The 13,368-nt window shown below is 63.8% G+C and carries 11 protein-coding genes; 1 reads left to right on the top strand and 10 read right to left on the bottom strand.

The window, feature by feature from the left end; all coding sequences use genetic code 11:
* Positions 1–72: 72 nt before the first annotated feature.
* From ftsZ to ACOZK4_RS08310, 4 genes are all read right to left on the bottom strand, one after another.
* Positions 73–1,815 (bottom strand): cell division protein FtsZ, encoded by a 1,743-nt coding sequence (ftsZ, locus tag ACOZK4_RS08325; RefSeq protein WP_421591476.1) that lies wholly within the window; start codon positions 1,813–1,815, stop codon positions 73–75.
* A gap of 101 nt (positions 1,816–1,916) precedes the next feature.
* Complete coding sequence (gene ftsA, locus ACOZK4_RS08320) at positions 1,917–3,248, bottom strand: cell division protein FtsA (protein WP_298099189.1); 1,332 nt, start codon at positions 3,246–3,248, stop codon at positions 1,917–1,919.
* Complete coding sequence (locus ACOZK4_RS08315) at positions 3,245–4,165, bottom strand: cell division protein FtsQ/DivIB (protein WP_409530354.1); 921 nt, start codon at positions 4,163–4,165, stop codon at positions 3,245–3,247. The genes ftsA and ACOZK4_RS08315 overlap by 4 nt, the downstream gene beginning before the upstream one ends.
* Positions 4,153–5,079, bottom strand: a complete 927-nt coding sequence (locus ACOZK4_RS08310; protein WP_117366537.1) for a D-alanine--D-alanine ligase — start codon at positions 5,077–5,079, stop codon at positions 4,153–4,155. Before ACOZK4_RS08310 ends, ACOZK4_RS08315 begins: the two co-directional genes overlap by 13 nt.
* A gap of 438 nt (positions 5,080–5,517) precedes the next feature.
* On the opposite strand from ACOZK4_RS08310, the gene ACOZK4_RS08305 reads away from it, so the two are divergent.
* Entirely contained in the window at positions 5,518–6,822 is a 1,305-nt protein-coding gene (locus tag ACOZK4_RS08305) for an MFS transporter (RefSeq protein ID WP_421591475.1), read from the top strand.
* A 75-nt stretch (positions 6,823–6,897) separates the two neighbouring features.
* Here the strand turns inward: ACOZK4_RS08305 and aqpZ (ACOZK4_RS08300) are convergent, their stop codons facing one another.
* The 6 genes from aqpZ (ACOZK4_RS08300) to ftsW all read right to left on the bottom strand — a co-directional run bounded on the left by aqpZ (ACOZK4_RS08300) (position 6,898) and on the right by ftsW (position 13,244).
* Positions 6,898–7,584, bottom strand: coding sequence for an aquaporin Z (aqpZ, locus tag ACOZK4_RS08300; protein WP_421591474.1), 687 nt, complete (start codon positions 7,582–7,584; stop codon positions 6,898–6,900).
* Between the two features lie 147 nt (positions 7,585–7,731).
* A complete protein-coding gene (aqpZ, locus tag ACOZK4_RS08295) occupies positions 7,732–8,418 on the bottom strand; it encodes an aquaporin Z (protein WP_421591473.1) in 687 nt (228 codons plus the stop codon).
* A 142-nt stretch (positions 8,419–8,560) separates the two neighbouring features.
* Complete coding sequence (gene murB, locus ACOZK4_RS08290) at positions 8,561–9,535, bottom strand: UDP-N-acetylmuramate dehydrogenase (protein ID WP_313525914.1); 975 nt, start codon at positions 9,533–9,535, stop codon at positions 8,561–8,563.
* Positions 9,532–10,947 (bottom strand): UDP-N-acetylmuramate--L-alanine ligase, encoded by a 1,416-nt coding sequence (gene murC / locus ACOZK4_RS08285; RefSeq protein WP_421591472.1) that lies wholly within the window; start codon positions 10,945–10,947, stop codon positions 9,532–9,534. Before murC ends, murB begins: the two co-directional genes overlap by 4 nt.
* Complete coding sequence (murG, locus tag ACOZK4_RS08280) at positions 10,944–12,080, bottom strand: undecaprenyldiphospho-muramoylpentapeptide beta-N-acetylglucosaminyltransferase (protein ID WP_421591471.1); 1,137 nt, start codon at positions 12,078–12,080, stop codon at positions 10,944–10,946. Before murG ends, murC begins: the two co-directional genes overlap by 4 nt.
* Before the next feature lie 9 nt (positions 12,081–12,089).
* On the bottom strand, positions 12,090–13,244 hold the full coding sequence (gene ftsW, locus ACOZK4_RS08275; RefSeq protein ID WP_313525906.1) for a putative lipid II flippase FtsW: 1,155 nt from the start codon (positions 13,242–13,244) through the stop codon (positions 12,090–12,092).
* Between the last annotated feature and the right edge of the window lie 124 nt (positions 13,245–13,368).

Here is a 13,368-nt window from a genome sequence, read left to right as displayed (position 1 = left end):
ATTGAAACAAAAACAGAAACAAAAATGCCCGGATCGTGATCCGGGCATTTTGTTACCAAGCCGTGTCTGGCCTCAGTTCGACTGGCGGCGCAGGAAGGCCGGAATCTCCAGCTGGTCTTCCTCGTGCAGCGAGCGCGGCTGCGGGTTGGCGCGGCCGTGATCGTCGAGCTGGCCGCGGCGCGGCGCGTAGAGGCTGGCTTCCGGCGACAGCGCGCGGCGCTGCTGCTGGGCGACCGGCTCCTGCTGGACAGGCTGCTGCGGCTCTTCGTGGCGGCCGAGCGACGAGGTCAGGCGCTTGAGGAGACCCATCGGGCCGCGCTCTTCGCTGTGGGTCGCGACCGGCTGCTGGGCCGAGCGGTGATCGATTTCAGCCTGCACGACCGGCGGGAAGTCTTCGATCTTCGGCATGCGCATGGTCTGCGGCTCCTGACGGATGATCGGAGCGGCGGGCTCGACGCGCTGCTGCAGAACCGGAGCGGCCTGCTGTACCGGCTGCTGGACCGGGGCGACGCGCTGGACAACCGGTGCTTCGGCCGGGGCCGAGAACAGGCGGTTCTGCAGGCGCGGCTCTTCCTGAACCTGGGCGACCGGCTGGGCCGGAACCGGACGGCTCACCGGAATGGCCAGTTCGCGTTCCAGGCTTTCTTCCGAGGCGCGGATGGCTTCGGCGATCGGGTCGATGACCGGCTGCTGGGCAACCGGCTGCTGCAGCACGGGCTGCGGCTGCTGGAGGACCGGCTGGGGCTGCGGGGCTACGGCGACCGGCTGGGCCGGAATGGCGGCGGACGGGCGAACTACCGGCTTGCTGAGGCTGCGAAAGTCAGCATTCCGTGCAGCCACCTCCGAGGCCGCGCGATCGATACCGGTTGCAACAACGGAAACGCGGATCAGGCCTTCGAGCTCTTCATCGAAGGTAGCACCGAGAATGATGTTTGCGTCCGGATCGACTTCTTCGCGGATACGGGTTGCCGCTTCGTCGACTTCGAAGAGGGTGAGGTCGCGACCGCCGGTGATGGAGATCAGGAGGCCCTGCGCGCCCTTCATCGAGGTTTCGTCGAGCAGCGGGTTGGCGATGGCGGCTTCGGCAGCAGCCATTGCACGGCCCTCGCCCGACGCTTCGCCCGTACCCATCATGGCGCGGCCCATCTCGCGCATCACCGAGCGAACGTCGGCGAAGTCGAGGTTGATGAGGCCTTCCTTGACCATGAGGTCGGTGATGCAGGCAACGCCCGAATAAAGAACCTGGTCGGCCATCGCAAAGGCGTCGGCAAACGTGGTCTTGTCGTTGGCGATGCGGAAGAGGTTCTGGTTCGGAATGACGATCAGCGTGTCGACCGACTTCTGCAGTTCCTGAATACCTTCTTCGGCGAGACGCATGCGGCGGCCGCCTTCGAAGTGGAACGGCTTGGTGACGACGCCGACGGTCAGGATGCCCTTGTTACGGGCGGCCTGGGCCACGACCGGAGCCGCGCCCGTGCCCGTGCCGCCGCCCATGCCGGCGGTGACGAAGCACATGTGGGTGCCGTTCAGGTGATCGATGATCTCGTCGATGCACTCTTCAGCAGCCGCGCGGCCGACTTCCGGCTGCGAACCGGCGCCGAGACCTTCCGTGACGGCGACGCCCATCTGGATGATCCGCGTCGCCTTGGTCATGGTCAGCGCCTGGGCGTCGGTGTTGGCAACGACGAAGTCGACGCCCTCAAGGCCTGCGGTGATCATGTTGTTGACGGCGTTGCCGCCACCGCCACCGACACCGAAGACGGTGATGCGCGGCTTCAGCTCGGTGATGTCCGGCTTCTGGAGCTTGATAGTCATTGCAGTGTTCCTTTCGTTTCCGGCCGCTTCGCCCAGCCGGTCTATTCCCAAAACTCAGTTGTCGGTCTTTCCCGGCACTCTCTACGCCGCCGGAAAACCCGTCAGAAACTTTCCTTCAGCCACTGGCCCATGCGGGCTATGCGGCCATTGCCACCCGTCAGCTGCGAGAGCATGCCGCCCTGCACAGCGTGTTCTTCCAGTTCCGCGACCTGCGGATAGATCATCAGGCCGACCGCCGTCGAAAAGGCCGGGCCCTTCGCCGCCGTCGGCAGGCCGGACACGCCGAGCGGGCGGCCGATGCGGACATTGCGGGCGAGGATGCGGCGGGCCGCTTCCGGCAGGCCCGTCAGCTGGCTGGCGCCGCCCGTCAGCACGATCCGCTTGCCGACGATCGGCGAGAAGCCGGAGCGCTGGATACGGTCGCGAATGAGTTCGAGCGTCTCTTCGATACGGGCCCGTACGATGCGCGAGATGAGCGCACGCGGCACATGCGTCGGCTGGTCGCGGTCGTCCTCGCCGATCGGCGGGACGGTGAGGATATCGCGCTCGTCGCCGGCATTGGCCAGCGCCGAACCGTGCACGACCTTCAGCCGTTCGGCGTCCTCGATACGGGTCGAGAGGCCGCGGGCAAGGTCGGTGGTGACGTGATGGCCGCCGAGGGACACCGCGTCGGAATGCACCAGCTTGCCTTCCGCGAAGACGGAGATCGTCGTCGTGCCGCCGCCCATGTCGATGCAGGCGCAGCCGAGTTCGACTTCGTCGTCGACCAGAGCCGAAAGGCCGCTGGCATAAGGCGTCGCGACCATGCCCTCGACCGAGAGGTGAGCACGGTTGATGCAGAGTTCGAGATTCTTGAGCGAGGTGCGCTCCGCCGTCAGCACGTGCATGTCGACGCCAAGGACGTCGCCGAACATGGAGAGCGGATCGCGAATGCCGCGCTCGCCGTCGAGCGAGAAGCCCGTCGGCAGCGAGTGCAGGATGGCACGGTCTTGGCGCAGCGACTGCTGGCCGGCGACGGCAAGCACCTTGCGCAGATCGTTGGCATCGACTTCCTGGCCGCCGAGATCGATGGTCGCGGTGTAGATGTCGCTCTGCAGGCGGCCCGCCGAGACGTTGACGATGAGGCTTTCGATGGTGAGGCCGGCCATGCGCTCGGCCGCATCGACGGCGAGACGGACGACGCTCTCGGCGGCATCGAGATCGGCGATGACGCCGTTCTTCACGCCGCGGGATTTCTGGTGGCCGATGCCGATGATTTCGACATTGTGCGTGCGGCCCGGAAGGATCTCGCTCTCGGCGCGCGGCGTCAGCCGGCCGATCATGCAGACGACCTTGGTGGAACCGATGTCGAGGACCGAAACGACGTGAGCCCGCTTGGAAGACAGCGGCTTCAAGCGCGGCAGGCCGAAATGGGACGAACCGAAAATGCTCATGTGCGCTTCGCTGCCTTCTTCAGGTCCTTGGCCCTCTGCTCGACCGCCTTATTACGGCGTTCGAGCGCTCCTTCCGTCAATTGAACCGTCGTGCGGTCTTCGAGACGCAGATCGACGGCTGCGATGTCGCGCTCCAGAAGCTGCTCGCTCGCATCGAGCGAGGCCAGCATGTCCATGGCCCGCGGCACATTGTGTTCCGGCAGCTTGACGACGATGCCGTTTTCGAGACGCAGATCCCAACGGCGCCCGGCGACCCGGATATAGGCCTTCACCCGCGACTTGAGCTCCGGCCAGCTGTCGAACTCGTCGGCAAAGCTTGCCGCCGCGGTTTCGGCATCGCGACCGACGAACAGCGGCAGCGAGGAAAATTTGTTGTCGCGCAGCGGTGCGATCACGCTGCCGTTCTTCTCGATCAGCGACAGGTCGGTGCCATGCTGCCAGATCGCGAAAGCTTCGCGTTCCTTGAGTGCGATCTCGATCGTGCCCGGATAGACCTTGCGGACAGAGACGTCCTCGACCCAGGGCAGCTCGGTGAGCCGCTGGCGGGCTTCCTTGACGTCGAGGGCGACCAGCGAGGTGGTGCCGTCGAGGCCAAGGCGCTCGAGAATGTCGATTTCCGAGGTCTCCCGGTTTCCCGAGACCTTCACATCCTCGATGGCAAAGCCGATCGCGGTCGTCGACGCCTGGGCGACATCCTGCGAGTGGCCGCCGAGCGACATGCCGTAGAGTCCCGTCGCGCCGATGAAGGCGGCGGTGGCGACGCTGCCGGTATGGCGCGGAATGTTGATTCGGCCAGCCGCGAGGCTGACGAGGAAGCGGACGATACGGCGCAGCGGACGCGGCAGCACGCGACCGGCTTCCGGCTCTGCGAGGCCTGCGGGACGAACCCTGCTCTTCTTGACGCTCAACGCAAACACGACGCGTCCTCCACCATCCACTTCAAGAATTCACCAAAGGAATGGCCGGCATGATCGGCCATTTCGGGCACCAGGGAGGTGGGGGTCATGCCGGGCTGGGTGTTGATTTCCAGCCAGATCAGCTCGCCATTCTCGGAGAAACGATCGTCGTAACGGAAGTCGGAACGGCTGACGCCACGGCACCCGATCGCTTGATGCGCCTTGAGTGCGAGTGTTTGTACTTTTTGGTAAATATTTGGTGAAATCTGCGCCGGGATGACGTGTTTCGAACCACCTTTTACGTATTTGGAATCATAGTCGTAGAAGGCGTGGCCCTGCGGCACCACTTCGGTCACGCCAAGCGCCACATCGCCCATGACGCCGCAGGTGAGTTCGCGGCCATAGACGTAGCGCTCGACCATGACACTGTCGCCATAGCGCCACTCCTGCGAGGTGATGATCTGCGGCGGATGCGACTGATCCTCCTTGACCATGACGACGCCGAAGGAGGAGCCCTCGCGCACCGGCTTCACCACGTAAGGCGGCTTCATCGGATGGCTGGAGGTGAATTCGAATCGGTTCATCAGGCGCTGTTCGGCGACCGGAATGCCGGCGGCCTTGGCGACGATCTTCGCCTGCGCCTTGTCCATGGCGAGTGCGGAAGCGAGCACGCCGGAATGGGTGTAGGGAATTTCGAGATATTCGAGCACGCCCTGAATGGTGCCGTCTTCGCCGAAGGGACCATGCAGCGCGTTGAAGGCGACGTCGGGCTTCAGTTCGGCGAGCACGCTGGCGATGTCATGACCGACATCGACGCGGGTGACCTTGTAGCCGACGGCCTCAAGCGCATCCGCGCAGGCGTTGCCCGACGAAAGGCTCACCGGCCGTTCCGACGAAAAACCACCCATCAACATCGCGACGTGCTTGACGCTCATGAAACCCTCAACTGAATACCGCACACTGCCCCTCGTCGCTTGTGCGGACCTGATTTTCTCTGCGGATCCGACTCGGCGAGCGAGATGGGACCACTAGAGCGGCATTAAGGTTAATGAAGCGTTTACTTTCGTTAACCTGACCCGTCGCGGGACGAATTTTCCTGCTCCGAATCAAGTCCCGCTTCGATTCCTCTTCTGGAATCAGAGAGTTGCGATCGACGCAAGAAAAACCAAAAAATTAGAAGATGCTGAGCAAGCAGCCCCGAGCATGCAATAAGCCCGGAAGCGTTGGTAAACACCGGGAAACTTGCGAAGACCGAAAAGTACGATTTTTCATCCGAGAACGACCTTTTGTTGTTTCATCGACCGTTCGGTTGACGTAATAGATCGCCGCTGCCTCCCAAGACGGCAAACAAGAAACATGAAAAGGCACCCACGATGAGTGAGACACTCGCTTCCGGGTCGCCGACCGCAACGCATTCCAACCGTGCCGGGCTGAACTCCCCGGCGCGTGTTCTTTTTGCAAGCCTGGTCGGAACGACCATCGAATTCTTCGATTTCTACGTTTACGCCACCGCCGCCGTGCTGGTCTTCCCGACGCTGTTCTTCACGAACAACGATCCGACGACAGCGCTGCTCGCCTCCTTCGCGACCTTCTCGATCGCCTTCTTCGCCCGCCCGCTCGGCGCCATCGTCTTCGGACATTACGGCGACCGCATCGGCCGCAAGGCGACGCTGGTCGCAGCGCTTCTGACCATGGGCGTCTCGACCGTGATCATCGGCCTCCTGCCCTCCTACGAAACGATCGGCGTGCTAGCACCGCTGCTGCTCGCGCTGTGCCGCTTCGGCCAGGGTTTTGGGCTTGGCGGCGAATGGGGCGGCGCGGTGCTGCTCGCCACGGAAAACGCCCCTCCGGGCAAGCGCAGCTGGTACGGCATGTTCCCGCAGCTCGGCGCACCGGTCGGCCTGTTCCTCTCCTCCGGCATCTTCTGGCTGCTGCTGCACGTCATGTCGCAGGAAACGCTGCTCGCCTGGGGCTGGCGCATTCCCTTCGTCGCCTCGATCGTGCTGATCGCCGTCGGCCTGTGGGTCCGCCTGTCGATCACCGAAACGCCGGCCTTCCAGAAGGCCATCGAGAAGCAGGAGCGCGTCGAAGTTCCGGTCGTGGAGCTTTTCCGCAACCATAAACGCAGCCTGGTCCTCGGCACCTTCGTGGCGCTCGCCACCTTCGTGCTGTTCTACATCGGCTCGGCCTACCTCCTGTCCTACAACGTCAAGGTTCTCGGCATTCCGTTCGTCGAGGCACTGGAAGTCCAGCTCCTGGGCTCGGTGCTCTTCGGTATCTTCATCCCGATCGCCGGCAAGCTTGCCGAGCGTTTTGGCCGCCGCGAGGTGCTGATTCTCACGACCGTCCTGATCGGCGTCTTCTCGTTCTTCCTGCCGGGCCTGATGACCGGCGGCGAAGCATCGATCTTCGTCTTTGTGATCTTCGCAATGGCGCTGATGGGCATGACCTACGGCCTGATCGGCACGGCGCTGGCCGCGCCCTTCCCCACCACGGTGCGCTATACCGGTTCGTCGATCACCTTCAACTTCGCCGGCATCTTCGGCGCCTCGCTCGCGCCCTATATCGCGACCTGGCTGCAGGCGAATTACGGCATGACCTATGTCGGCTATTACCTCGGCATCGCCGCCGTGATCACGCTGGCCTGCATCCTGCTCTCGGGCAAGGAAGAGGTCTGAGCCTTTTTTTCCAAAAGGCTACGAATCAAAAACCCGCCGTGGCGACACGGCGGGTTTCTTTTTACCTTGGAACGATCAGTCGTTCTCGCCGACGATCTTCCAGATCACGCCGCCGATGACGGCGCCGACGATCGGAGCCACCCAGAACAGCCAAAGTTGCGACAGCGCCGCCGTATCGGCAAACAGCGCCACACCCGTCGAGCGGGCCGGGTTCACCGAGGTGTTGGTGACCGGGATCGAGACGAGGTGGATCAGCGTCAGGCCGAGGCCGATGGCGATCGGCGCGAAGCCCACCGGCGCACGGCCATGGGTCGAACCGAGGATGATGATGAGGAAGAACGCCGTCAGCACCACTTCGGCCACCAGCGCCGCCGTCAGCGAATAGCCGCCGGGCGACAGCTCGCCATAACCGTTCGAGGCGAAGCCACCGGCGGCGAAGCCGGCCTTGCCGGAGGCGATAAGGTAGAGCACCGCAGCCGCGGCGACAGCACCGACAACCTGCGCCACGATATAGGGCACGAGGCTGGAGGCCGGGAACTTGCCGGCAACCGTCAGCCCGACGGAGACGGCCGGGTTGAAATGCCCGCCCGAGATTCCGCCGACGGTATAGGCCATGGTCAGCACTGTCAGGCCGAAGGCGAAGGAAACGCCGAGCAGGCCGATACCGACTTCAGGAAAAGCGGCCGCCAGAACAGCGCTGCCGCAACCGCCGAAGACGAGCCAGAACGTGCCGAGAAATTCGGCAGAAAGTTTTTTAAACATGAGTGCCCCCTATCCATGCCCCGCTGGAGCGAGGCCAGTCGCGCAACCATAGCACGACTGGGGCTAGATTTCGCTAAACCTTTCTGAATGAAAGCTGAATGAAACCAGAATCTTTGCGCTTTCTAATGAAAGGCGCATTTTTCGCCTTCATTCCCTCTCGCCGATCGCCTTCCAGACCAGCGTGCCGATGACGGCGCCAAGCATCGGGGCAAGCCAGAACAGCCAGAGCTGCGACAGGGCCGCCGTATCGGCAAACAGCGCAAGCCCCGTCGAACGGGCCGGGTTCAGCGACGTGTTGGTGATCGGGATCGAGACGAGGTTGATGGCCGTCAGACTGAGGCCGATGGAGACGGGCGCGAAGCCGGCCGGGACGCGCGCATGGATGGAGCCGAGGATGACGAAGAGGAACAGCGCCATCAGCACCACCTCGGTCACCAGCGCCGCCCTCAGCGAATAACCGCCGGGCGAGAGTTCGCCGTAGCCGTTCGCGCCAAAACCGCCTGGCACGAAACCGGCCTTGCCGGAGGCGACGAGATAGAGCGTCGCCGCGGCCGCCGTCGCGCCCGCCACCTGCGCCACGGCATAGGGCAGAACCTGCGCGGCGGGAAATTTTCCCGCGACGGCAAGTCCGACGGAAACGGCCGGGTTCATATGGCCGCCGGAAACGCCGCCGATCGTATAGATCATGGCCATCAGTGCAATGCCGGCGGAAAAGGAAATGCCGACGATGCCGATCCCGATCTCCGGAAAGGTGGCGGCCAGGATGCCGCTGCCGCTGCCGATGAAGACGAGCCAGAAGGTGCCGATGAATTCGGCGGTCAATTTTTTGAACAAGAATGCCCCCATCGCCCCGCAAAGCAGGGCCGCGCGCCACGTCGGCGCGCGATGTCACAAGTTTTGGATGGACTTGCCTGTGGGGGAGAGGGAGTGCGCGGCCCATGAGGCGCCCGGGAACTCCCCAGCAAGGATAGACGGATCAGGCCGTTGCGCGGCCCAGAAACTCCTTGACCTCATAGCCCGGCATGAAATTGCCGAGACGCTTGATTTCCCATTGCAGCAGGATGCCGGACTGCTCCAGCACGCGGCTGCGCACGGTTTCGCCGAGATATTCCAGCTCGTAGCCGGTCGCCTGCCCCGTATTGATCATGAAGTTGCAGTGCATCGGCGACATCTGCGCGCCGCCGATCAGCATGCCGCGGCAGCCCGCCTCGTCGATGAGCTTCCAGGCCGAATGGCCCTCGGGATTCTTGAAAGTCGAGCCGCCAGTCTTTTCGCGGATCGGCTGGACCGTCTCGCGGTGCTGGCGCACGGCATCCATCCTGGCGCGAATCTCGTCCTTGTCGCCCGCCTGCCCCTGGAAAACGGCATGCGTGAAGATCAGGTCGCTGGGGGCGGTCGATTTACGATAGCTGTAGCCCATGTCCGCATTGGAGAGCACATGCTGGTTGCCCTTGCGGTCGATGGCATGGACCTCGACGACCAGATCCTTGGTCTCGCCGCCGTTCGCGCCGGCATTCATGCGCAGCGCGCCGCCGATCGAGCCGGGAATGCCGTAATAGAACTCGAAACCCGCAATGTTGTGGTCGAGCGCCATGGCGGCGATGTTCTTGTCCGGGCAGATGCCGCCGGCCTTGATCGTGTTGTCACCGACGAGCTCGACATCGCCAAAACCCTTGGCCGACAGACGGATGACGATGCCTGGAATGCCGCCGTCGCGAACCAGGAGGTTCGAGCCGACACCCGTCACGGTCAGCGGCACGTCTTCCGGCACCAGCTTCAGGAATGTCGCGAGGTCTTCGACGTCATGCGGATGGAACATCAATTCGGCAAGGCCGCCGGCGCGGAACCAGGTCACGCGGTCCATCGGCGCATCCGGCGTCAGACGGCCGCGCACCTGTTTGATGCCCTCGCCCAGCGACGCCAGAAGTTTTGCTCCATCGACCGTTCTCATGCCACCTCACCCGAAATGCCTGCCAATTCCTTCGGCAGCGCCTGCGCCCAATGCGTGATGCTGCCAGCCCCCAAGAGAACCACGAAATCGCCGGGCTTTGCAATGCCGGCGACGATCTCTGCCAGCCCTTCCGGGGAAGCCAGGAACCGCGCATCGCGATGACCGGCCGCCTTGATGCGGGAAACCAGTTCTTCCGCGGTCACGCCATCGATGGGGTCTTCGCCGGCCGCATAGATCGGCGGGATCATGATCGTGTCGGCATCGTTGAAGCAGCCGGCGAACTCCTCGAAGAGGCTCGCGACGCGGCTGTAGCGGTGCGGCTGGTGAACCGCGATGATGCGGCCCGCGCATGCCTCGCGCGCGGCGCGCAGCACGGCCTTGATCTCGACGGGGTGGTGGCCGTAGTCGTCATAGACGCTGACGCCGTTCCAGCTGCCGGTGAAGGTGAAGCGGCGCTTGACGCCGCCGAAGCTCGCAAGGCCCTTGGCGATCAGCTCCGGCGAGATGCCGAGGCGCTGGGCGACAGCGATGGCGGCGGTGGCGTTGGAGACGTTGTGGCGGCCGGGCATCGGCAGGCGCAGGTCTTTCAGCGAAATCACCTGGCCGGTACGGCGGCGGCGGATTTCGACATCGAAGACGGAGGTCGCGCCATCCATGCGGATGTTGGAAAAGCGCACGTCGGCCTGCGGGTTCTCACCGTAGGTGATGACCTTGCGGTCTTCGATGCGGCTGACCATGGCCTGAACCTCGGGATGATCGAGGCACATGACGCCAAAGCCGTAGAACGGCACGTTCTCGACGAACTGGCGGAAGGCCGCGCGCACGGCGTCGAAATTGCCGTAGTGGTCGAGATGCTCGGGGTCGATATTGGTGACGATGGCGATCTCTGCGGGCAGCTTCAGGAAGGTGCCGTCCGATTCGTCCGCTTCCACCACCATCCACTCGCCTTCGCCCATGCGGGCGTTCGTGCCATAGGCGTTGATGATGCCACCGTTGACGACCGTCGGATCGAGGCCGCCGGCTTCGAGCAGCGTCGCGACCATCGAGGTCGTCGTCGTCTTACCGTGGGTACCGCCGACGGCGATGGCATTGCGGAAGCGCATCAGTTCGGCGAGCATTTCTGCGCGGCGCACGACGGGCAGCAGCTTTTCGCGCGCCGCGACGAGTTCCGGGTTGCCCTTCTTGATGGCGGTGGAAACGACGACGACTTCGGCGTCACCAAGGTTTTCCGCCTTGTGGCCGACGAAGACTTCGATGCCCTTGTCGCGCAGACGCTGCACATTGGCGCTTTCCGCCTGGTCGGACCCCTGCACCTTGTGGCCGAGATTGTGCAGCACTTCGGCAATACCGCTCATGCCGATACCGCCAATGCCGATGAAATGAACGAGCCCTATGCTCTGCGGCATCTTCATGGCCGTTCTCCCTTGAATTGTGCCCCCTTGAATTGGGCGATGGTCTTGCCGCCCGCAATAGCCTCAACCATCAAGGCGAGCAAGCGCGCGGCATCCGGTTTGCCCGCCTTTCTGGCATTCGCGGCCATGGCCGCCATGCCAGAAGGATCGTGCATGGCCTTGGAAACGATGCTCGCAAGGCGCTCCGTCGAAAGCTCCGATTGCGCGATCACCTTCGCCCCGCCGCCCGAAGCAAGGGCTGCGGCATTCGCCGCCTGGTCATGATCGAGCGCATAGGGATAGGGCACCAAAACGGACGGACGGCCGATGACGGAGACTTCCGAAACCGTCGAGGCGCCGGAGCGGCTGATGATCAGATGTGCGTGACCGATACGCGAAGCCATATCGGTGAAGAAGGGCGAGACATCGGCGGGAATGGCAAGATCGGCATAGGTGCGCACCACCTCGTCACGATCCTCGGGCCTTGCCTGCTGGGTGATCTTCAGCCGCGCGCGATCGACCGGCTCCAGTGCCGCAATCGCCGAAGGAATGGCCTTGGAGAAGAACTGCGCGCCCTGGCTGCCGCCGAACACGACGAGACGGAATTCGCCATCCGTCGAGGCTTCGTAAGCGATATTGGCAGCTTCGAGCACGGCCGGACGCACCGGGTTGCCCGTCGTCACCGTCTTTTCCGAATATTGTCCGCCCGTCTCCGGCAGGAAGCCGCCGGCAATCGCCTTCACGCGCGCGGCGAGCGCCTTGTTGGCACGGCCCATCACGGCGTTCTGCTCGTGGATCATCGAGGGGATGCCCATGCCGGTCGCGGCCAGAAGCGGCGGCACCGTGGGATAACCGCCGAAGCCGACGACGACCTTCGGCTTCAGCCGCGCCATCAGCTTGCGCGCGACGCGAATGCCCTTCCACAGCGTGAACAGCGACTTGGCGACGCTGATCGGGTTCTTCGAGCCGATCGTCGCCGAGGGAACGACATGGATTTCGTCCGCCGGGAATTTTCCGGCAAAACGCTCGGCGCGGCTGTCGGTGACGAGATGCACCGACCAGCCGCCGGCCTTCAGCTCATGCGCCAGCGCCTCTGCGGGAAACAGATGGCCGCCGGTACCACCGGCGGCGAGAAGAACGATACCTTTGGTCATGCGAAACCCTTATTCAGCAGGCGCCATGATGCCGCCGCGGAAGAGGCTGCGCTCGGAGGCGCGCTTTTCGGGGCGGTGGCGGGTCAGCGCCAGGATGAAGCCGGCCGTCACGCAGATCGCGATCATCGACGAGCCGCCATAGGAGATGAGCGGCAGCGTCATGCCCTTGGCCGGCAGCAGTTCGAGGTTCACGCCGATATTGATCATCGACTGGATGCCCATCTGCAGCACGAGGCCGGCGACGGCGAAGCGCGTGAAGTCGTTGCGTTCCTTGAAGGCATGGTTGAGGCCGCGCATCACCACGAAGGCGAAGATCAGCACGATGACCATGCAGAAGATGATGCCGAACTCTTCCGCCGCGACGGAGAAGATGAAGTCGGTGTGGCTGTCCGGGATAATGCGCTTGACGGTGCCCTCGCCCGGTCCCTGGCCGAACCAGTTGCCGCGGATGATGGCCTCGCGCGCCGTGTCCATCTGGAACGTATCGCCCTCGCCGGTCATGAACTTGTCGATACGGCCCGCCACGTGCGGCAGGAACGTATAGGCGGTCAGCAGGCCGCCGACGGCAGCACCGCCGAGCACGATGATCCACAGCCACGGCATGCCGGCCATGAAGAACATGCCGCCCCAGACGGCGGCCGTCAGGATGGTCTGGCCAAGGTCGGGCTGGGCGACGAGCAATGCGGCGACGATGCCGAACAGGATGATGGCGAAGAGATTGCCGGGGATTTCCGGCTGGCGGGCATGCTCGGAAAACAGCCAGGCGCAGATGATGACGAAGGCCGGCTTCATGAATTCCGACGGCTGGATGGAGAGGCTGCCGATGGAGATCCAGCGCCGCGAACCCTTCACCTCGACGCCGAAGAACAGCGCCAGCACCATGGCGCCCAGCGACACGATCAGCAGGATCATCGCCGCCCGGCGCACCTGGCGCGGCGACATGAAGGAGATGCCGAACATGATGGCGATCGCCGGCACGAGGAACATCGCGTGGCGTCGCACGAAGTGGAAGCTGTCGAGCCCGATGCGCTCGGCAACCGCCGGGCTTGCCGCGAAGGACAACATGAAACCGAGGCCCATCAAAAGAATAAAGGCCGCGAGGAAGTACCGGTCTATCGTCCAGAACCAGTCCGCCAATGCACCACGTTCGGCACGACTAACCATTTTTCCGTTCCTTCGCTAAGCGGTTCCGGGTTTGCGCCCCTGCTCCCCTCCTCTCCGTCATCCTCGGGCTTGACCCGAGGATCCACGCGGCACGCGCGGCGTCAATGGATCCTCGGGTCAAGCC

It is taken from the genome of Shinella sp. M27, from assembly GCF_049199905.1.
Taxonomy (GTDB): domain Bacteria; phylum Pseudomonadota; class Alphaproteobacteria; order Rhizobiales; family Rhizobiaceae; genus Shinella.
The sequence above is the reverse complement of the archived record's forward strand: the minus strand, read 5'-3'. Positions and strand labels throughout refer to the sequence as shown.